The 20568-nt window shown below is 46.4% G+C and carries 24 protein-coding genes; 9 read left to right on the plus strand and 15 right to left on the minus strand.

The window, feature by feature from the left end:
• Positions 1-366 precede the first annotated feature (366 nt).
• The 5 genes from TDIS_RS09595 to alr form a co-directional block, all read right to left on the minus strand.
• Positions 367-825, minus strand: coding sequence for a MerR family transcriptional regulator (locus TDIS_RS09595; protein ID WP_068671675.1), 459 nt, complete (start codon positions 823-825; stop codon positions 367-369).
• A 142-nt stretch (positions 826-967) separates the two neighbouring features.
• Entirely contained in the window at positions 968-1369 is a 402-nt protein-coding gene (locus TDIS_RS09600; RefSeq protein WP_068671711.1) for a cytochrome c3 family protein, read from the minus strand.
• A 130-nt stretch (positions 1370-1499) separates the two neighbouring features.
• Positions 1500-2222, minus strand: a complete 723-nt coding sequence (gene tatC, locus TDIS_RS09605; protein WP_068671676.1) for a twin-arginine translocase subunit TatC — start codon at positions 2220-2222, stop codon at positions 1500-1502.
• A complete protein-coding gene (gene tatB, locus TDIS_RS09610) occupies positions 2219-2491 on the minus strand; it encodes a Sec-independent protein translocase protein TatB (protein WP_068671677.1) in 273 nt (90 codons plus the stop codon). Before tatB ends, tatC begins: the two co-directional genes overlap by 4 nt.
• Positions 2484-3605, minus strand: a complete 1122-nt coding sequence (alr, locus tag TDIS_RS09615; RefSeq protein WP_161939516.1) for an alanine racemase — start codon at positions 3603-3605, stop codon at positions 2484-2486. The genes tatB and alr overlap by 8 nt, the downstream gene beginning before the upstream one ends.
• A gap of 161 nt (positions 3606-3766) precedes the next feature.
• Here alr and TDIS_RS09620 point away from each other — a divergent pair, with 161 nt between their 5' ends.
• Genes TDIS_RS09620 through TDIS_RS09660 form a run of 9 tightly spaced genes read left to right on the plus strand, consistent with a single transcriptional unit; the run spans position 3767 to position 13952 of the window.
• Complete coding sequence (locus tag TDIS_RS09620) at positions 3767-4519, plus strand: ABC transporter ATP-binding protein (RefSeq protein ID WP_068671713.1); 753 nt, start codon at positions 3767-3769, stop codon at positions 4517-4519.
• Positions 4495-5664: a SufB/SufD family protein gene (locus TDIS_RS09625; RefSeq protein ID WP_068671678.1), complete on the plus strand. Its 1170-nt coding sequence runs from the start codon at positions 4495-4497 to the stop codon at positions 5662-5664. Before TDIS_RS09620 ends, TDIS_RS09625 begins: the two co-directional genes overlap by 25 nt.
• Positions 5651-6748 carry a histidinol-phosphate transaminase gene (gene hisC / locus TDIS_RS09630; RefSeq protein ID WP_068671679.1) on the plus strand — a complete coding sequence of 366 codons (1098 nt, stop codon included), beginning with the start codon at positions 5651-5653 and terminating at the stop codon, positions 6746-6748. Before TDIS_RS09625 ends, hisC begins: the two co-directional genes overlap by 14 nt.
• On the plus strand, positions 6745-7437 hold the full coding sequence (gene cmk, locus TDIS_RS09635) for a (d)CMP kinase (RefSeq protein WP_068671680.1): 693 nt from the start codon (positions 6745-6747) through the stop codon (positions 7435-7437). Before hisC ends, cmk begins: the two co-directional genes overlap by 4 nt.
• Positions 7438-7491: 54 nt before the next feature.
• Positions 7492-9171 carry a 30S ribosomal protein S1 gene (locus TDIS_RS09640; protein ID WP_068671681.1) on the plus strand — a complete coding sequence of 560 codons (1680 nt, stop codon included), beginning with the start codon at positions 7492-7494 and terminating at the stop codon, positions 9169-9171.
• A gap of 14 nt (positions 9172-9185) precedes the next feature.
• Entirely contained in the window at positions 9186-10064 is an 879-nt protein-coding gene (gene sppA / locus TDIS_RS09645; RefSeq protein WP_068671682.1) for a signal peptide peptidase SppA, read from the plus strand.
• Positions 10061-11233: a Ppx/GppA phosphatase family protein gene (locus TDIS_RS09650; RefSeq protein ID WP_068671683.1), complete on the plus strand. Its 1173-nt coding sequence runs from the start codon at positions 10061-10063 to the stop codon at positions 11231-11233. Before sppA ends, TDIS_RS09650 begins: the two co-directional genes overlap by 4 nt.
• Before the next feature lie 35 nt (positions 11234-11268).
• Entirely contained in the window at positions 11269-12744 is a 1476-nt protein-coding gene (guaB, locus tag TDIS_RS09655) for an IMP dehydrogenase (RefSeq protein WP_068671684.1), read from the plus strand.
• A gap of 2 nt (positions 12745-12746) precedes the next feature.
• A complete protein-coding gene (locus TDIS_RS09660; protein WP_068671685.1) occupies positions 12747-13952 on the plus strand; it encodes a type II secretion system F family protein in 1206 nt (401 codons plus the stop codon).
• On the opposite strand, the gene TDIS_RS09665 is transcribed toward TDIS_RS09660, so the two are convergent.
• From TDIS_RS09665 to TDIS_RS09710, 10 genes are all read right to left on the minus strand, one after another.
• Complete coding sequence (locus TDIS_RS09665; RefSeq protein ID WP_068671686.1) at positions 13949-14887, minus strand: DnaJ C-terminal domain-containing protein; 939 nt, start codon at positions 14885-14887, stop codon at positions 13949-13951. The genes TDIS_RS09660 and TDIS_RS09665 overlap by 4 nt on opposite strands.
• A gap of 153 nt (positions 14888-15040) precedes the next feature.
• Complete coding sequence (gene resB, locus TDIS_RS09670; protein WP_068671687.1) at positions 15041-16321, minus strand: cytochrome c biogenesis protein ResB; 1281 nt, start codon at positions 16319-16321, stop codon at positions 15041-15043.
• Positions 16305-16478: a twin-arginine translocase TatA/TatE family subunit gene (tatA, locus tag TDIS_RS09675; RefSeq protein ID WP_068671688.1), complete on the minus strand. Its 174-nt coding sequence runs from the start codon at positions 16476-16478 to the stop codon at positions 16305-16307. Before tatA ends, resB begins: the two co-directional genes overlap by 17 nt.
• Positions 16479-16538: 60 nt before the next feature.
• The gene (locus TDIS_RS09680) at positions 16539-17006 is read right to left on the minus strand and encodes a hypothetical protein (protein WP_068671689.1); all 468 of its coding nucleotides are present in this window, start codon (positions 17004-17006) and stop codon (positions 16539-16541) included.
• Positions 17003-17932 carry an NOL1/NOP2/sun family putative RNA methylase gene (locus TDIS_RS09685; protein WP_068671690.1) on the minus strand — a complete coding sequence of 310 codons (930 nt, stop codon included), beginning with the start codon at positions 17930-17932 and terminating at the stop codon, positions 17003-17005. Before TDIS_RS09685 ends, TDIS_RS09680 begins: the two co-directional genes overlap by 4 nt.
• Positions 17916-18572, minus strand: coding sequence for an HAD family hydrolase (locus TDIS_RS09690; RefSeq protein WP_068671691.1), 657 nt, complete (start codon positions 18570-18572; stop codon positions 17916-17918). Before TDIS_RS09690 ends, TDIS_RS09685 begins: the two co-directional genes overlap by 17 nt.
• Positions 18569-18829 carry a DUF167 domain-containing protein gene (locus TDIS_RS09695; RefSeq protein WP_068671692.1) on the minus strand — a complete coding sequence of 87 codons (261 nt, stop codon included), beginning with the start codon at positions 18827-18829 and terminating at the stop codon, positions 18569-18571. The genes TDIS_RS09690 and TDIS_RS09695 overlap by 4 nt, the downstream gene beginning before the upstream one ends.
• A complete protein-coding gene (locus tag TDIS_RS09700) occupies positions 18786-19262 on the minus strand; it encodes a DivIVA domain-containing protein (protein ID WP_068671693.1) in 477 nt (158 codons plus the stop codon). The genes TDIS_RS09695 and TDIS_RS09700 overlap by 44 nt, the downstream gene beginning before the upstream one ends.
• On the minus strand, positions 19262-19558 hold the full coding sequence (locus TDIS_RS09705; protein ID WP_068671694.1) for a YggT family protein: 297 nt from the start codon (positions 19556-19558) through the stop codon (positions 19262-19264). The genes TDIS_RS09700 and TDIS_RS09705 overlap by 1 nt, the downstream gene beginning before the upstream one ends.
• Positions 19559-20551, minus strand: coding sequence for a molybdopterin-binding protein (locus TDIS_RS09710; protein WP_068671714.1), 993 nt, complete (start codon positions 20549-20551; stop codon positions 19559-19561).
• Positions 20552-20568 lie beyond the last annotated feature (17 nt).

The following is a 20568-nucleotide window of genomic DNA, read 5'->3' on the forward strand; positions in this document are numbered from 1 at the left end:
TATCATTTCCTTTAAACCCTTCATCTCTATACCTCCTTATCCGATATTACTTCCTATTACTTTCTTAGTAATTCCCACAAACCTTGTCAATATATAAACTAAATTTCCAATTTTCCATTAAATTAATTTACCTCTCAATCTGATATTTTATATAACAAATTTACTTAATATATAACTACCTAATAATTGAAAATTTTAATTTCCAGATATTAGGTAGTTATCAATAGAGGGGAGGGGATATTTAAGTTAAGGGAGGCCCAACACGGAAACTTTGATCACGACTATCAAAAAATAAATTATTCCTTATATTTTGATTTCATTCACAGCAAGAAAAATTAATTATAGCAAATTTAAAACTAGTTTTCATTAAGAATTATTGTTTTTATTCTCTTTTTTCTTATCTTTATTTAATAAATAGGCTTTATCCCTTAAATATATCTCGCAACTTTCGCACCTCTGCATTTTTTTACAAGCTGAATTTACCAGCTGCCAGCATGGTTTAGCCCTTTCACGGTAGGCCGTACATTCTCGCCGAACTTCTTCTGGACAGTCCTTGATGACCCAACATGGGGTCAATTCCAAAAGTTTTTTTATCCCTGGAATACTAATACCTTCATCGTGAATAAAAGAACGCAGACATTTCAACCATTCAATATCATTATAAGAAAAATATCTCTTATTACCCTTTTTCACGGGCTTAACCAGGCCCTCTTGCTCATAGATCTTGAGAGTCCTGGGATTAACGCCCAAAATTTTGGCCGCGACCCCAATAGGAAACACAGGCTCATCCTTTTCAGGGACTACCTTTTCGAGCCATTTAGCCATACAACCCTCCCTGAAAAGAGATCATCTCCTTCTTAAATTAATAAACCTTTGAATCAAAAACAAGTGGAAAAAATTTTTTCCACAACAAAAGAAATAAAAAAGGGGGCTTACGCCCCCTTTCAGGAAGCAGGCTACCTTATGACTATTTCTTATGACAACCGGTGCATTTTACCGGACCATGCTTCTTACCGGCTTTCTTCATAGACTTATGACACCCCTTACAATTAGCGTGCATGGCCTTCTTTACGGAGTTGAGCTTCTTGTTGGGGTGACTCTTGTTGTGACAGGTCTCGCATTTCTCGATCTTCATGCCCTCTTTGTAGGGTACCTGCTTCCAGTCCGCCGTTTTGCTGTGGTGACACTCTCCGCAATTGCCGTTGAGAATCTCTTGATGCTTATGATGCGAAAAGGTAACCGTGGTTTTTTTCATTTTTGGGGAAGGCAATTTGATAACCTCTGGGCCCTTATTACAACTACCCGTACCAACCCCATAAACTCCCAAAATTAACCCTACGGCTCCCAACATCGCCAACCATTTACGCATAGCTCCTCCTCCTTTTTTAGTTTTATAAAATTTATAACCCTGGAGATTCGAAAGGTCAAAAATCAAAAAGGGCGCTTTTTCCACTTTTAACAGATTTTTAACCCAAAAGAAACCCAACACCCTTTTTTGTCTAAAGAATCTTTGCCAAAACAAAACCTAATTCAAAAAGAAGATAGAAAGCCATAAAGATCAATATCTGAGACACAAAATCTCCCGGGACAAGGAAAAGAGCTAATAAATAGATACCACCTAGAAAATACCATTTTTTTCTTCCAAAAAGGCGACGAGAAATAATTTTAACCTTGGTCAAAACAGCCACCGCCAAAGGGACCTCTGCCACCAGAGCCGAAACCAAAAGGGTTTTTCCAATGAAGGAAAGATAGTTCTGAACCCTGAGATTGGCCTCAAAATTAGTATAACCGAAAGATAGAAAGAACTTGAGAAGAGGAGGTAAAAAGACAAAATATCCTAGAGCTGTTCCTAGAACCATGAGGACAAATGAAAATATAAGGATCTTTTTGGCGAAACGTCTCTCATCCGGAAAAAGTCCCGGAGAAATGTAGGCCCAACCGTGATAGACCAGAAAGGGCAAGGTGAGGGTTAGGGCCAAAAAAAAGGTGGCCTTGATAGCGGCCATGATGCCCTCGGGAAGAGAGGTAAAAACCAGGTGGAGTTCTCTTGAACTCATGGCCTGTTTGTAAGGCCAAAGAAAAAAGACCGTAAGCTTAGGAAAAAAATAGAAAAGAAGACACCAGAAGAAAAAGAGGATCACAATGCAAAATAGCAGTCGCTTTCTTAATTCAGCAAGGTGGACTTCCAGAGGAAGACGAGGAAGGTCTCGACGGGGAATCATTTTGGCTCTTTAGGTGCCGCACTAGTAGGGTTCTTGATTAGCTCGCCGGGCTTTAAATCCGAGGCTTCTACTTTAAGATCTCCTATTTCCTTTTTGGCCTCTTCGATTTCATCCAGGGCGAGCTCTTTTTTAAGTTCTTCGGTAGCTCTCCGGAATTCCACCACCAGACGGGCTACGGCCCGGGCCATATCGGGCAGTTTCTCAGGCCCTACTACCACTAAGGCGACAATGAAGATGACCACCAGCTCTGGAAAACCGATGTTAAACATCGCGATAAACCCTCTGATTCCTGCGTCCAATAGCACATAAGATCTCATAGCTTATAGTCCCGGCAAGTTCAGCTAGTTCATCCACCGGGACTTCCTCCTTAGGCCCTCCGAGGAGGATAACTTCTTCTCCAGGCAAGACCTCGTTTTCGATTTCGCTTACATCCAGAGTCAGACACCTCATAGAAATTGCTCCTATTACAGGGACTCGGCGACCTCTGAGCCAGGCAAAGCCCTTATGACTCAAACTACGTAGATAACCATCATCATAGCCCACCGGAACTAACGCCACACGACGCTCGGAAGGAGCCCGATAAAGAGGGCCATACCCTAAAGCCGCTCCTTTTTTCAAAGATCGAACTTGAAGTATTCGAGCTTTGAAGGTCATCACAGGTTTTAATTTAACATAGGCCCGGGCCTTGAAGGAGGGGTAACTGCCATAAAGACTAATTCCAGGACGGACCATGTTCCCCGAGGCCCCTCTTAAGAAAATGAGGCCAGCCGAGTTGGCCAGGTGAAAAAAACGGGGTTTCAAACCTTGACTTAATATCACTTGTTTAACCTCTAAAAAACATCTCTGTTGTTCTTGTGTGAGGGGATCATCTGGCTTTTCCGCACAAGCCAGATGACTCATTACTCCCGAAAGTTTTAAGTGAGGATTTTTGGAAAGAATTTCAAACACCCTCGGAAGTTCTTCCGGATCTATTCCGAAACGGTTCATGCCGGTATTGATTTTGAGGTGGAATTCCATACTGAGGCCTTTTCTTTGGAGGAATTTTCCCAATTCTTCGAGCATTTTTACCGAAACCACCACCGGAATGATTCTCAATTGATAAATCTCCGGGAGCCAATCCTTTTCAAAACCCGAAAGCAGAAGGATAGGGAGCGCCAGCCCGGCCTTTCTCAACCTCAAGGCCTCTTCCGGCTCGGAGACTCCAAAGCCATAGGCTCCTTCCTCGGCCAGCACACGGGCCACTTCCAGAAGCCCGTGTCCGTAGGCTTCACTTTTTATAACCGGAAGTATAGCGATTTTGGGGGAAAGAAGAGCCCTTAAAGCCCTAAAATTAACCCTCAGAGCCCAGAGATTGATTTCCACCCATCGAGACCAGCGAATCAATAGCCTCCTTGGTTTAAGGACTATCCTTGATTTACCCCAATCTTTTTTGGTTGGCAAAACCCAAGAAGAGAGCTATTTTTGAAAAATCTAAGGAAACGATCTTGACAAAGAAGTTAAAATACATATTATTAGATAAAAATACTCCACAAAAGGAGAAGTCCATGGTCAAGGAACCCCTATTAGAGATTCAAGATCTATGGGTAGAGGTAGAAGGAAAAGAAGTCCTGAAAGGTGTAAGCCTTACCATTCCGAAGGGCGAAACTCACGCCCTATTCGGAAGGAACGGTTCTGGAAAGACCACTCTTCTTATGACCATCATGGGCTTTCCCACCTATAAAGTTAGACATGGCAAAATCATTTTCAAAGGCGAAGACATTACGCATCTTCCACCCTTTGAGAGGGCTCGTCGAGGCATCGGCATCATGTTTCAGAGGCCACCCACCATCCGGGGAGTAAAACTTCGTGAAATGCTAAAGTTGTGTGCTAAAGAGAACGGAATCAAAATCGAAGAACTGGCTCGGGAATTTGGTTTCGAGGGCTTTCTTGAACGAGATGTCAACCGAGGATTTTCGGGGGGGGAGCTCAAAAAGAGCGAACTTTTACAACTATTGATCCAAGACCCGGATCTCGTTCTTCTTGATGAGCCGGAATCTGGTGTGGACATGGAAAATATTCAAGTAGTAGGACGCATGATTCGTAAGCTCCTCCAGAAAGACACCCATCGTCCGCGGACTAAAAGTGGACTCATTATCACCCACACCGGATTCATTCTTCAGTTCGTACCGGCAGATTTGGGCTACGTAATGATGGATGGCACCATATATTGTCAAGGTAACCCTCAGGAAATATTTGAGGGCATTCAAAAACACGGTTATGAGGAGTGTGTGTCATGCCTGAAAAGAATAGAAGCCTAGAACCGAAGGTTGAGGAATTTAAGTCGGCCAAGGAAGGGAACATTCCCCGTTCTATAGAGGAGTTTACTCCCGAGGAGTGGGCTCGCCTCAAGGAGGTAGGCATTGAGCCGGATGCCTCCCGGGAGGGCGAATTCTTCCAAGCGGACGCTCGGGTAGTCCATTGCCGTAGTATTCCGGAGGGCCTTGAGCTTCTTCCGGTAACCGAGGCCCTCGAAAAATACGACTGGCTGTCGGATTACTGGTGGAAGTCGGTATCGGCGGATAAAGATGAATATACCAAAGCGACGGCCGAGGATCTTGATGACGGGTATTTCATTCGAGTCCTTCCAGGATACCGTCTGGTCTATCCCGTGCAGACCTGCCTTTACATCCGCACCCCGGGAGTAGTGCAGAAGGTGCACAATATTGTCATCGTGGAGGAAGGGGCAGAACTAAACCTCATCACAGCCTGTACTACCCATCCGGGAGTAAGATCCAGTTTCCACATCGGGGTTTCAGAGTTCTACGTCAAGAGGAATGCCAAACTCACCTTTACCATGATCCATAACTGGGCGGATGAGACCCATGTAAGACCTAGAACCGGAGTTATCGTGGAGGAAGGAGGAACTTACATTTCCACCTATGTCACACTCCATCAGGTAGCTACCATTCAAACCATGCCGGACTGCCGCCTGGTAGGGCCCGGAGCCAAGGCCACCTTTGGCTCGGTGGTAGCTGCTCCCAAAGGCTCGTATCTTGATCTCGGAGCTCGGGTCTCTCTTGAGGCTCCGGAAACGCGGGCCGAAATCATTTCTCGGAGCGTAAGCTACGGAGGAGAGAGTCTCGCCCGGGGACACCTTATTGGAAAGGCTCCAGAGGTAAAGGCCCATCTTGAATGCCAAGGGCTTATGCTTTCAGATGAAGGAGCCATCAAGGCTATCCCACAGCTAGATGCCTATTACTCCAATGTAGAAATGTCGCATGAGGCCGCGGTCGGCAAAGTAGCCCAGGAAGAGATCGAATACCTCATGGCCCGAGGCCTTTCAGAGGAAGAGGCCACATCTCTTATCGTACAAGGATTCCTCAATGTACGGATCGAAGGACTTCCCGAAGAGCTTCAAAAGCGCATAGATAAAGCTATAGAGCTCGCCCGTGAAGGACTCTAAATTAGAAGTGAAACCCTGGCTTAAAGAGCTCTCGCCTTATCCGCCGGGAAAAAGTCTGGCGGAGGTAAGGCGGGAGCTTGGCTTAAAAGGTCCCATTTATAAACTGGCTTCCAACGAGAATCCTCTGGGGCCTTCTCCCATGGCTCTTACGGCCATAAGGGAAAGGCTCTCCGAAATTCATCGCTATCCTGAGGCCTCCGGACGAGACCTTTCCGAGGCTCTTGCGAAACGTTTCGGAGTAAAGCCTGAAATGGTAGTCCTCGGGAATGGCTCCAACGAGGTCATTGATCTTCTCATAAGGGCCCTGGTTTCTCCAGGGGAGGAGATCATTTTGAGCGCACCTACTTTCCTCATGTATGAAAAATTCGGGGCTGCTGCCGGAGCAAAGTTTAGCAGAATCCCCCTCAAAGAGTTTAAACACGATCTTTCGGCCATCCTTGAAGCCGTAAACGAAAGGACTCGCATCATTTTTCTGGATCATCCCCACAATCCCACCGGCTCTGTCCTTGAAAGAGAACCCTTTGAAGACTTTTTGGCTAAGCTCCCCAGTAGCATTTTAGTAGTAATAGATGAAGCTTACGGTGAATTTGTAAGAGACGAAAAGGCCATCTCTGGAATAGAGTATCTCAAGAAAGGATATCCAGTAGCAGTACTTCGAACTTTCTCCAAGGCTTACGGACTAGCCGGCCTTAGGGTAGGTTATGGTCTGATGTCGGAAACCCTTTCTCGGATCTTAAACGCCATGCGCCAGCCCTTCAACGTCAATATCCTGGCCCAGGTAGCGGCGCTTGCGGCCCTTGAAGATGAGGAACACCTTGAGAAAACCCTAAAGCTTACCTGGGAAGGGCTGGATTACTTCTACCAAGAACTCCCTCGTCTGGGCCTAAGGCCCCTTCCATCTCAAGCCAACTTCCTTCTCGTGGATTGCCAACGATCTGCCAGACCTATCTATGAGGTCCTCCTCAGACGGGGTATCATCGTAAGACCTATGGAGGCTTACGGTTTTCCCAATTATCTAAGAATTTCCATCGGACTGCCTCACGAAAACGAAGCCTTAGTGGCGGCTTTAGAAGATATCCTATGAGTGTTCTTCCCAAAATTATTACTATAGACGGTCCTGCAGGGGCCGGGAAGACCACTGTGGCCCGTATGCTGGCCCAGAAACTGAAATACGCCATTCTGGAGTCTGGAAGCATCTATCGGACCTTTACCTGGTTGCTCCTTTCTAAAAAACGGGAACTCCTTCCTCTGAGGAATGAAGCCAAAATCTTGGAGGTTCTTAAAGAGGAGATTCCCAAACTAGATATCAAGGCTGATTCTCAGGGGCTCAAAGTTTCTTACCAGGGAACGGACCTCACCCAAGAGCTTCGGGAACCTGAGGTGGAGGCCCATGTTTCCGAGGTAGCCGCTCTCCCTAGTGTGCGTAAGTTGGCCAATGAAATTCTACAAAGGATTGCGGAAAATAGACCGATAGTGGCCGAAGGACGGGATATGGGATCGGTGGTCTTTCCGAAGACCAAGGCCAAATTTTTCCTTACCGCCGATCCCCGTATCAGGGCTGAAAGAAGATATCTTGAATGGCAGGCCAAAGGTCTTGTAGCCTCGAAGGAAGAGGTCCTTTCCAAAATCAAAGAGCGGGACCATAAAGATTCTTCTCGTACGGAGGCCCCTTTAACGGTGCCAGAAGGGGCCATCGTTATAGACACCACCACTCTATCGCCTGAGGAAGTCGTAAATCGCATTCTTGAAGCCCTGAAAAGTTCCCACCCTTGAAGCCTTCCCATATCTCTGGTATAAGCTCATCCAAAGTCTTTGGGAGGACAAATCATGGAGGACATCCAAAGTATGGAAAGTTTTGAGGATTTTCTCAATCTCGAATCCGAGCCCCGTGTCCTTAGACGTGGGGCTGTCATAGAGGGAACGATTATCCGCATAAATCCAGATTGGACCTTCGTGGATATAGGGTATAAATCCGAAGGGGCTGTCCCCACGCAGGAATTAAAAAGAATTGACGGTTCTTTGAGAGTCAACGAGGGCGACCGTATTGAGGTGTTGGTTGAAAGATTGAGGGGTGAAGACGGTCTAGTACGGCTTTCTTATGCCAAGATCCTTGAAAATCGGGCCTGGGAAAAAATTTTAAAAAGTTTGAAGGAAAAGACCCCCCTTTCGGCCTATGTAGTTCAACCCATAAAGGGTGGCTTCGAGGTCGAAATTGAAGGCGTGAGGGGTTTTCTTCCCTTTTCCCACGCCTATCTCAAAAGGCCGGCCAATCCCAATGAAATCGTCGGAAAAACTGTAAAAGTAGAGGTAATCTCGGCTTCGCGAAAGAGAAATAATGTCGTAGTTTCTAGTAAAAACATCCTGGAAAAGGAAGCCGAGGCTCGCAAAAAGGCCTTGCTTGAGAAACTTAATGAAGGAGATGTGGTTGAAGGGATAGTCAAAAATATTGTAGATTATGGGGCCTTCATTGATATAGGAGGGGTTGAGGGGTTTCTGCATATCTCCGATCTTTCCTGGGGAAGGATAAAGCATCCCGGGGATCTCCTTAAGATAGGAGATCAAGTAAGGGTAAAGGTCCTCTCCCTGGATCGTGAAAAAGAAAGGATAAAGCTCGGCATCAAACAACTTACTCCTGACCCCTGGGAAAGCGTAGCCGAACGGTATAAAGAAGGTGATAAAGTTCAAGGCCGAGTAGTATCTCTCACCTCCTTCGGGGCCTTTGTGGAAGTCGAACCCGGCGTGGAAGGACTCATCCACCTATCTGAACTTTCTTGGACCAAAAGGATCAAACATCCGAGAGATATGCTTTCCGTAGGAGATCAAGTTGAAACTGTGGTTTTAAAAGTAGATCCCGAAAATCGTAAGCTTTCTTTGAGTTTAAGACGTATCGAACCCAATCCTTGGGAAATTTTGGTCGAAAATATGCCTCCAGGCACGGTTATTGAAGCCCTAGTTAAAACTGTAACGGATTTTGGGATTTTCGTAGAAGTTACTAAAGAGATAGACGGTTTTATCCATGTTTCCGATCTTTCCTGGGGAAGGATAGGCCATCCTTCTGAGAAGTTCAAACCGGGTGATGTAATTAAGGCCGTAGTCCTTAAAATTGACCCTGAGAAAGAAAAGCTAAATTTAGGTATCAAACAGCTTTCGCCGGATCCTTGGGAGCTAGCTCCCGAGAAATACCCTGTGGGAAGTGTGGTCTCCGGGAAGGTTACCAAAGTTACAGATTTCGGAATCTTTGTGGAGATCGAAGAAGGTCTTGAAGGTTTGGTACACGTTTCAGAGCTTGGAGAAGAAAAGATCAAAACTCCCGTAGGAGTTATTGAAGTTGGTCAAGAAGTAAAGGCCAAGGTCATAAGACTAGAGCCCGAAAAGAAGCGCATGGCCCTTTCCATTAGAAAATACAAAGAGGACGAAGCCCGTCAGGAATATCTTCATCTTTCGGAAGAGCGCAAAGGCACCGGCGTTACACTGGGTACCTTTTTGAAAGAAGTCGTAAATAAGTAGAATAAAAATTCCTCATGAAAAAAGGGTTTTTATACGGATTGGCCTTTCTGGGGGGCGTCTTTCTATTTTTCATGGTTTTAGGTTTTTTACTATCCTTAGGTTTACAATTCCGAGGCCCCTCACATCGCGAAGCCATTGGTGTAGTTGAAATCAAAGGACTCATTACGGAAGCAGATGAAAAAATCAAAATCCTTGAAGATTTTCGGTATCGCAAAGATATTAAAGCCTTGGTGGTAAGAATAGACAGCCCTGGTGGAACTGTAGGGGCTTCTCAAGAACTTTACGAGGAACTCAGGAGGATCTCGCGACTAAAACCGGTAGTAGTTTCCTTAGGATCAGTAGCCACCTCTGGAGCTTATTACGCGGCTTTAGGAGGAACCAAAATCTTGGCTTCCCCTGGAACTATTACTGGTAGTATAGGTGTTCTCTTACAGATTCCCAACATAGAGGAACTGCTCAAGAAATTGGGCATCAAACCTGTAGTTCTCAAAAGTGGGAAATACAAGGATCTGGTATCTTACTATCGAACTCCAAGCCCCAAAGAAAAAAAGATCCTAGAAGAAACTCTTTCGGAAGTACATGAACAATTTATGAGAGCCGTGGCGGAAAGGAGGAAAATACCCCTGGAAAAAGTGAAAGAATTAGCTGATGGACGAATTTTTACCGGCGAGAAGGCCAAGAAACTAGGCCTCATTGACGATCTAGGCAATTTTATGGAGGCGGTGGAGCTAGCTGCTAGACTTGGAGACTTAAAAGGAAGACCTCATCTGGTATACGGTAGCGGAAAGAAAGGCCTTCTGAAGAAACTTATTGAGGGTCAATTTGATCTACCGCTAGAAAGTTTTTGGTTTTCTCCGTGGTATCTTTGGGATGGAGGTGCCACTCTTCTATGAAAAGACACGAACTGATCGAAAGGCTCACCGCTCATTTTCCCGAGTTGCGCAAAAGAGATCTTGAAAGTCTAGTTGAAGCTACCTTTGAAGAGATAAGTCGCTTCCTAAAGGATGGAGGACGAATAGAATTTCGCGATTTCGGACGTTTTGAAGTTCATCATGGAAAAGAAAGGATTTTCGTAAATCCTAAGAATGGGGAAACTTATTATTTACCCGGAAATCAACGATTGGTCTTCAAAGTGGGCAAAGACCTTAAGGAAAGACTCAACACCCCCCCTCTAGCAGCCCTGGATCTGGGCACTCAAACTTTCAGGCTGGCTCTCGGTAAGAAAGAAGAAGGGGGGTTAAGGGTTATTGCTCGCTATCGAGAAAATGTCCGTTTGGGTGAAGGGTTGGCTAAGTCCGATGAGATTTCCGTTGAGGCCTGGCGCCGAGGAATCTCGGCCTTGAAAAATTTTTACCAAATTCTTGACACTCTCGAGGTCTCCCATTATCGAGCTATAGGAACTGCAGTTTTTAGAAGAGCAAAAAACATTTCAAAATTTATACAAGAAGCTAAGGGATTAGGAATTAAAATTGAAGTAATTTCTCCCGAAGAAGAGGCCTGGTTGGTTGTAAAAGGGGTAATGGCTGGTCTGAAACTACAAAGCGAACGGTTTCTTCTAGTAGATGCTGGAGGAGGAAGTACTGAAATTGTTTTTATTGAAAACGGAAAGAAAATTTGGGAAACGAGTCTTCCTCTAGGGGTGGTTACCTTAAAAGATCACCTCATCAAAACTTACCCCTTAACCCGAGAGGAATATCGAAGTTTAAGGTCTCATATAGGAAAAGTTCTCTCAGAGGTAGAATGGCCTAAAAACATAGATTTAGTGGTAGGTTGTGGAGGAAGCGCTAGTCTCTTAGGAGCCTTAGACCTCAAATTGGCTAAATATGTTCCGGAAAGACTTCATGGACACAAGATCTCTCAGAAAAAAATAGAATCCCTCGGTGAGTATCTCTGGGGGCTATCCCTCTCCAAAATTAGGCGTTTGAGGGGTATGGAAAGCGGTCGAGAAGATATTGCATTGCCAGGAATTTTAATTTATTCCGAGATATTAAGAAAAACTAACCAATCTCATCTTGTTATTAGTGAATGGGGACTCCTTGAAGGTCTACTCTTGTCTCTTTGAGCCAAAAAACTTATAAAATAAGGAGGGGTGCTTAGATGTTAAATCTTCCAATTGAAGAAGCCTATACTTTCGATGACCTCCTTTTATTGCCAGCCTATTCGGAAGTTCTTCCTAAAGACGTAGAAGTCTCTACTTATATTACCCCTAAAATAAAGCTCAATATTCCCATCATTTCAGCCGCTATGGATACGGTTACCGAGGCCAGAATGGCCATTAGTATGGCCCGCGAAGGGGGTCTTGGGGTTATTCATCGAAATATGTCTATAGAAGAACAGTGTCGTCACGTAGAAAAGGTCAAAAAATCAGAAAGCGGTATGATCCTTGATCCTGTAACCGTAGGACCGGAAACTCCCGTGAAGGTAGTCCTCAAAATTATGGAAGAGTATCGAATCTCCGGAGTCCCGGTAGTAGAAGGACCGAAGAAAAAACTCCTTGGAATCGTCACCAATCGAGACCTTCGGTTCGAGACTCACCTTGAAAGACCAGTCAAGGAAATTATGACCAAGGAAAACCTCGTCACTGCTCCTCCGGGGGTAACCCTTGAAGAAGCCAAAAAAATCCTCCATGAGAAGCGCATAGAAAAACTCCTTATCGTGGACGATGATTTTTGTCTCAAAGGGCTCATCACCATCAAAGATATTGAAAAACTTCGCAAGTATCCAAACGCCTGTAAGGATGAGTGGGGAAGATTAAGAGTTGGAGCGGCAGTAGGGGTAGGGCCCGAGCGTTTGGCCCACGTAGAGGCCTTACTTCGTGTAGGATGCGACGTAATCGTAATAGACTCTGCCCACGGTCATTCTAAAAATGTGATTGAAACTGTAAGGGATATCAAGGCCCATTTCCCAGATGCTCAGGTTATAGCCGGAAATGTGGCCACGACCGAAGGGGCTGAAGCCTTAATCAAAGCTGGAGCCGATGGCATAAAAGTAGGTGTAGGTCCCGGATCCATCTGCACCACCAGGGTGGTGGCCGGGGTAGGCGTGCCACAAATCACGGCCATCCACAACTGTGCTGTGGTGGCGGATAAGCACGGGGTGCCGGTGATCGCGGATGGAGGCATCAAATTCTCTGGAGATATAACCAAGGCCATCGGAGCCGGGGCGCATGCGGTTATGATCGGTTCCCTTCTCGCAGGGACAGAGGAGGCTCCCGGAGAAACCATCCTTTATGAGGGAAGAACTTACAAGATTTATCGAGGCATGGGGTCTTTGGGGGCCATGATGAAGGGCCGGGGTAGCCGAGAGAGGTACGGCCAGGAGGAATCCGAGCCTACCAAATTTGTCCCCGAAGGAATTGAGGGCCGAGTCCCATATCGCGGACCGGTCTCCAACATGATCCATCAGTTGGTGGGCGGATTAAGGTCCGGGATGGGATATTGCGGATGCCGAACCATTGAAGAATTGCGCAAAAAAGCCCGCTTCGTAAAGATAACCCCGGCCGGACTTCGAGAAAGTCACGTCCATGACGTAACTATTATGAAAGAAGCTCCCAATTACTGGGCGGGCAGATAAAGATGCCAATTTATAGCTGGGTAGGTAAAACCCTTTCAGGAGAGGTCAGGCGGGGCGAGATGGAGGCCCCGGACCCCAAACTGGTAGAGGCTCGCCTAAGACGCCTCCAGCTCATACCGCTTAAGATTACCGAAAAAAAGGAATCTTTTCTGGCTCGCTTTCAACCTAAAAAGGTTAAGGGCAAAGAGGTGGCCATTTTTACTAGACAACTGGCCACCATGCTAGAATCCGGCCTTCCCCTAGTCCAGGCCCTTGAGGCCCTGGCCAGCCAACAAAAAAACCCTTACTTTCAGAAGGTTATCCGCAAGATAAAAACCTCCGTGGAGAGTGGCAGCAGTTTGGCAGAATCTTTGAGGGAATTCCCCAAGATCTTTGATGAGCTCTATTATCAGATGGTTAACGCCGGTGAGGCCGGAGGTAACCTGGATGAAATCCTGAAGAGAATGGCCACCTATCAAGAAAAAATTCTGGCCATCAAAGCCAAGATTCGTCAGGCTATGATGTACCCGGCGGTGATTATTTTTGTGACTATTGTCGTGCTTTCCATTATTATGGTTTACGTCATTCCTAAGTTTGCCCAGATGTTTGCTGAGGCTGGACAGGCCTTACCGCTTCCTACCCAGATTGTAATTGCAGCCAGCACTATCACCAAAAAATATTTTCCATTTTTCATAGCCGGCCTAATAGGCTTTATCATTATTATTCGCCGTCTTTATCGCACAGAAAAGGGACGTTATAAAATAGACAAATTATTGCTTAGATTTCCTCTTTTCGGTGACCTCTTGCACAAGTCCGCCCTGGCCCGATTCTCAAGAACTTTAAGTAGTCTCATCGCCAGTGGGGTACCTCTACTTCAAGGACTTTCCATTGCAGGCAAGGTCTCCGGAAACCGTGTAATAGAAAAAGTAGTAGAAGAGGTGAGACTTAGCGTCTCCGAAGGACAATCCATTGCTGAACCCATGGCTGTAAGCGGTTATTTTCCCCACATGGTAACTCAAATGATCTCCGTAGGAGAAGCTACCGGGGCCCTAGAACAGATGCTTGATAAAGTAGCCGATTTCTACGAAGACGAAGTGGATCGTACGGTGGACACCATTTCCACCCTTATCGAACCCATCTTAATCGTTTTTCTCGGTGGCATCATCGGAGGTATCATCATTTCTTTATATTTGCCTATCTTCAAACTTGCGAGTGTAGTAGGTGGCTAAAGGCCGACCTCTCTCAACTGTTTAAGGAGTTCCTTCTGTTTCTTGGTAAGCCTTTTGGGTATCAAAGGCTCCAGCTTAACGTAAAGATCTCCCTTAGAACCGTTTTCTCCTGGGAGCCCTAGACCCTTCAGTCTGAGTTTGGCCCCCGGCTTGGTCCCCGGAGGTATCTTGGCCTTTATCTTTTTCCCATACACCGTAGGGATTTCGACTTCCCCTCCCAAAAAGAATGAACTCAAAGGTACCTCTCGAGAAATAACGAGATCTCTGCCATCCCGTTCAAAAATGGGATGCGGCTCGATCTTGATCTTCAAGAAGAGATCCCGCCTTCGACCATCCGGCCCGATAGGTCCTTTGGCCGGAAGTCTCAATTTTTGGCCTTCTTTGACCCCGGGAGGAATATGAACTTTGACTTTCTCAGGTTTTCCTAAGGGAGCTATCGAAAGGATCTTTTCTCCTCCCTGAGCTACCTCCTCAAGGGTTACTGGTAACTCAAGAACCATTTCTTGTTCGAAATCGAATTGCCGAGACGAGCGAGGTTCATAAGTACCAAAGAGATCACTAAAGAAACCCGAAAGATCAAAGGTGAAACCCTTACTACTCCGCGTCCCCTCTCCGAAACGGAAAAACCTGCCGAAGTCGAAATCGATCCCGAGATCCCGAAAGATGTTCTCGAAATTGAAGCCTCGAAAGATATCCTCTTGAGAGTAGCGTTTCTCAAATTCCACAGATCCGAACATATCATACTGTTTACGCTTCTCGGGATCAGAAAGGACGGCATAGGCCTCATTAATCTCCTTAAACTTCTCCTCGGCCTCTTTATTGCCTCGATTACGGTCAGGGTGATACTTCAAGGCCAGGCGTCGATAGGCCTTCTTGATCTCTTCTTGAGTAGCGTTTCTGGGAACTCCTAAAATCTTATAATAATCCTTCGGCATGCCTTAAAGTTAAAACGGAAAAAGGACGAGTCAAGAAAAGGTGGCTCCCCGAGGGTTTAGGGGGGTGGAGGTGGGTTATCGTCTGAGGGTAGAGACGATGAGGGGGGCGTCCCTCAGGGAGCCACTCTAAATTTATACCACAACTGCAAATAGTCAAGTAAGGTCTATTAAGTATTTGTTAACGAATCTTTCGATCTGCTTTTTGAGATCTTCCCGGTAGCGTTTGCTATAACCTCCCACGATAACCCGAGAGCCCTTTTCGTGAGGTCTAATATAGACCCAAATTACCCGGTGGGTGAAAAAGAAAGCTGCAAAAATACCAAGGATCATTAATAGAAAACCTATCCATACCAGGATAGCGCCAGGATCCTTTCTCACCTGAAGTCCGGTCATAAAAATGGGCTTGGCTTCCAACATCGAAAGAGAAATCTTATGGGGAGAAAAGGAGAGCTCCTGCCGATGGCCTTCAATCAACCAAATCATCTGGGGTTCATGCCCTTCCTTGGTTATCCAGACCTTGGCCATCCGGAAACCGTGTGCCTCTCCGTACTGGATCAGTCCAATAGTAAGGTCCTCTTCCTCCCAGCTTCCATCACGGAAAGGCTTAATCACTAAGTCTTTACTCTTGTTACCAATTTCAACCCTTATTTTAATAGCGGCATATTCTTGATAAGAAGATTGATAGAAACGGATTTTTTTATACTCCAAAGGATGGTTTACCCTTATTAAATAGTTAAATGATTGGTTTCCATCTATAACGGTTACATGAGAACGATAATCCTTCGGCATGCCATTGGGATAAAATTCAATCTCGAACTTATCCAGTTTAATATAAAAGGGCAGAGAAATGTAACCCTTCTTTTGGAAAGGAAAAACCTTATTGCTCTTCTCTCCCTCAAGGATATTCATATAACCTCGGTAGCCGTAAATAGCCCCAATTAGAGCTCCGATCACAATGACCAAAATGGATCCATGTACAAAATAGACCGAAAAATAGCTCCACCGGAAACGATCTTTAACCCCCAAGAAACCCTCTTTAAGGGCCTTGATGTCAAACTCCTTTTCCAAGGAGCTTTTTAATTCCTCTGGGCTCTTAGAAGTAATAATTTCCTTACGCATGGGCAACTTTTCAGGATCTATCGACCAAGGATCCCGACGATAGAGTCCTAGAGAAACCGGAAATCTCTTTGCGGAACAAAAGATGAGATTGAGCAAAAATACTGAAAGAAGTGCAATATACCACCAAGAATGATAAGCATCATAAAGCTGGAAAAAATTAATAATTTTGCCCCAGAAAGATCCATATTTGGCAAAGTAAAAACCGGGTTCCTTTCCTTGAGGAAGGATTGTTCCTAGAATAGAAGTTGTTGCCAGCGCCAAAAACAGGAAGATGGCCAGTCTGAGAGAGGAAAAAAAATCAACTATTTTTTTCATCTTGCACCTCTTCGTTCTCTTCTGATTTGATAGCCTTCTTGAAGTTTTTAATACCTTCTCCGAGACCTCTACCCAGTTCAGGCAAACGACTAGCCCCAAAAATAAGCACTATAATCAAAATGATAAGTAATAATTCCGGAAGACCTATGCCAAACATCCAAGCCTCCTAAAAAGGTTTAAAAACTTTCCCTGCATTTTAAAGCAGGAGGCGTTAAGGTCAAGGAAGGTAAGAAATGAGCTTCCCGGAAATGTAAAGGGCACACCCCCAGAAATCCTCTTCGCATTTTAGGATAACGTATCCCGGTTCTAACTCCGCCGAAAATGGGATCTTTTTTTCCAGTCGCAGGCGATCCAGGGTTAGACGGTCAAGGATCACAATATTACGGGTGGCAAAGCGTCCGAATCGCTGGAGGGCCGCACTGGTAGGTTTAAGGTAACCAGAAACCTTGCGCAGGAAAAGAAGCCCTGCGGTCTGGACACGTAAACTCTGCAAGGCTTCGAAATGTTCTGTACGGGTAAAAAGCCAGTAATTTTTGGCCGTAGCCAGAAAAAGATAGGGCTCAAAAAGCGTGGGGCTGAATCCAAAACGCTCCTCAAGGTATCCAAGGATATGGGCTCGTTCCTCGTCGGAAACCGGTCTCGGCCATGAGGCCCGGGGATCAAGTTTTTTGATCCTCCTTTTCACACCTGCCTCCTCAATTTAACCACAAAAAAACCTACCGCCCCTATCTCATGGGCGTAAAATCGTTTGGCCTTAACGAGCTCAGGATGAAAGGGCTTGCCCTCCCATTCGGTAAGACCAGGGTGAGAGGGTAGGGGAGCCTCCCAGGAAAGGACCTCCGCCTGCCGTTTGCGTAAGAGATAGTCCACCACGGCCTCGTTCTCTTCTGGATTTATAGTACAAGTGGAGTAAACCAGTATTCCACCTGGCCTTAAAAGATCGTAGGCCCTTACGATAAGTCCTTTCTGAATAGCGGGGAGATTAGTGTGGCCCTCCTTATGGAAAAGGAGTTCTCCTTCGTAGCCTTTGCGGTATCTTCCTTCTCCTGAACAGGGGGCGTCCACCAGAACCTTGTCGAAGGTTGTCCCTAGGGGAAACTGTTCCCCCCGATAAACGGTAGTCACTACCGAGGCCACCCCGAGACGCCTTAGATTAGCCACTAAGGCCGTGATGCGATCCAGGCGCTTGTCGTTTGCCACCACTATAGCCTGATCCTCGGTTAGTTGGGCTATCTGAGTAGTCTTGCTACCCGGAGCAGCGCATAGGTCGAGGATGATTTCCCCAGGGCGGGGATCCAAAGCATAGACTGGAAGAGAGCTTGAAAGAGTCATGGGATAGATTAATCCCAAATAGTACTCGTCGGTGTTCCCCAAGGATATATCTCTGGGTTCTACCCTAAAAAACCAGGGCACGGCCTCCACAGGCGTAACTTCAAATCCCTGCCTCGCTAGTCCTCGGACAACCCGATCAGGATCTTGGGTCTTTAAGGTATTGAGCCTGAAATAAAGAGGTAGGGGCTCGGAAAGAGCATTCAGAAAGCTCTCATAATTGGGAATAAGATCCTGATAGCGGGAAAAATAATCCTCAGCTAGGCTAGAAGCCTTCTCCATTCTTTAAAATCCTCTCAAGCTTCCGGTGATCCTCAACCACCAGATCCGCCTCTTGGAGATGATGCGGAGCAAGAGTGGTAGTAATGGCGATGCACAAAAGCCCTGCGGATTTAGCCGAACGCACTCCTGCAGGGGCATTTTCTACCGCCAGGGCCTCTTCCGCAGGGGCCCCAAGCCCCGAAAGCCCGACTAGATACGGATCAGGATAGGGTTTTCGGCGGGGTACTTGGTCCCCGGTAACGATAAAGTGGAAAAGGGAGGCCAAGGATTTTGGAAAGACCTCATCTAAGATTTCCTGATGAGAGCTGGTAACCAGGGCCAGCTTGCGTCCTTCCTTTCTTAAATCTGCAAGGAGATCCGGCACTTCTGGAAAAGGTCGTACCTTGGCCTGGTATTTTTCTTTAAAGATCTTTTTTTGAAGGGAAAAGGCCTTCTTAAAGAATTCGGGCGTAGGTTCGATCCCCTGATTTTCAAAGAGACTCCTTGCAGTCTCAAGTTCTATAGCACCCTCATGGAGGTAAATTTCTTCCTCAGGGATGTCCAGCCCCAGCATAGAGAAGGCCTCCCGCCAGGCCCTCACGTGCCAGGGCATACTATCAAGGATCACTCCGTCTAAATCAAAGAGAAGAACCGGTTTCATGAAACTCCTAAGGCCTTTTTAACTTCCTCCGGGGACTGTCCGTGGACAAGGATAATTTTATCCCGAGCCTTCTCTCCCGCAAGCATTTCAATTTCTTTTTTGCGGACTCCGAGCTTTTTGGAAAGGAATTCGATAAGGGCCCGATTAGCCTTGCCCTCTACCGGCGGGGCCGCAACTTTTATCTTTAGACTCGCTCCGTGAAAACCGGCAAGCTCAGTCTTCTTCGCTCCCGGTTGAAGGTGGACTTTGAGAAGCACCCCCTTGGGATGAGCCTCGATCGCCAACTCGTTCCTCCAAGTGCTCGAGATAGGAAAGAAGCAAAGAGCGTAGATCAAGCCTTATCTTTTCTCTCATTTTCCAGAGCCGCTCAATATCTTCTTCTAAGGCTTTAGCCTCCTTTTCAGCCTCCTCCACTATCTTCCGAGCCTCAGCTTCGGCCTGGGCCTTTATGGTCTCCGAAAATTCATCCAGCTTGCGCAAGGCCTCTCGAAAGGCCTTGGCCTCGGCCATGAGTTCCTCTATCTCTCGGTCCTTACGGCTAAGTTCGTCCCTTAACTGATTATTCTCCCGAATAACCTCCTTTACAAAATCGGCCACCTCTTCAAGAAAGGTTCGGACCGCCTTCCGGCTGTAGCCTACCGGTACCACATTGAAGCTTTTTTCTCTGATATCTTTGGGAGTAAGACGCATCACCTTAACCTTACCGCCAGATCGTAAAGGCTCGGCACCAAAAATTGCTGAAGGAAAATGATCAGCAAGATCACAATAAGTGGCGAAAGATCAATCCCCCCCAGAGGAGGCAAAAACCGTCTTACACGATAAAGGACCGGTTCGGTAATTTGATAAAGAAACCTCACTATGGGATTAAAAGGATCCGGATTGACCCAAGAAATGATAGCTCTAATAATGATGATCCACATATAGAAGGTCAACACCAGATCGATAACCTTGGCCAAAGCCGTGAGAAAATGTGAAATCACAAACATCTATCCCCTCCCAAAAGGACACACCGGAAACCGACAATCTTTACAATGGAGGCAATAACCTCCATGGCCTAGGGCTGCTAAGTCTTCCCGGGTAATGATCTCTCCTGCAATTACCCGGGGAAGGATTAAATCCAAGACGGTCACCCCGTGATACATACCGCAGGCCGGTACTCCCAAGATAGCTCGCTCCCCCAGATAGGCCACTAAGAACATGTTCCCAGGAAGCACCGGCGCCCCGTAAGTGAAGAGCTCAGGATTGAGATCCGCCACGGCTTTTCGGGTAACATCGTCCGGATCTATGGACATCCCTCCAGTAACCAATACCACTTCCGCCCCTTGGGAAAGAAGGCCCGAGATAGCTTCCCTAATCCTTTCCCGGTCGTCCGGCACAAAGATCGGGCCCAAAACTTCAAGCCCAAAACCCGAAAGTTTAGGAATCATTACCGGGGCAAAGGCATCTTTTATACGGCCATAGTAGACTTCGCTTCCCGTAATCACTAGTCCAGCCTTGGACATACTTCGGGGTAGAACTCTCAAAACTCCCGAACTCTCCGAAGCAATCTTTTCAACTTCCGAAAGTAGGCCTTTTTTCACCACCAACGGGATGGCCCGACCAGCGGCGAGTTTCTCCCCCTTCTTCACCCAGAAATTTCCGTGCCGAGTAGTAAGGGCGATCTCCCCAAGAAGGTTTATACGGTAAAGCGCCTCGGTATCTACTTTAAAAAGGCCTTCTCTTTCCGCATAAAAGGTGACTTTTCCCTCTCGTATCTCTTCGGAAAAGCCCACGCCATCCCCGGCAACCGCTTTGGCAAGCCTTATCGCGGCTTCGTCTTCGTGAAGCTCATCTGGCTCCATTTCAAGGACATAGATATGATACTTACCCAAGCGCTTGAGATGAGGAACATCTTCCTCACGAATAACATGACCTTTTTTGAAGGCCCTCCCCTTAAACTCTCCCGGCCTTATTTCCGTAATATCATGGGGAAGAACCATACCTACCGCTTCTTCTA

The organism is Thermosulfurimonas dismutans, assembly GCF_001652585.1.
Classification (GTDB): domain Bacteria; phylum Desulfobacterota; class Thermodesulfobacteria; order Thermodesulfobacteriales; family Thermodesulfobacteriaceae; genus Thermosulfurimonas; species Thermosulfurimonas dismutans.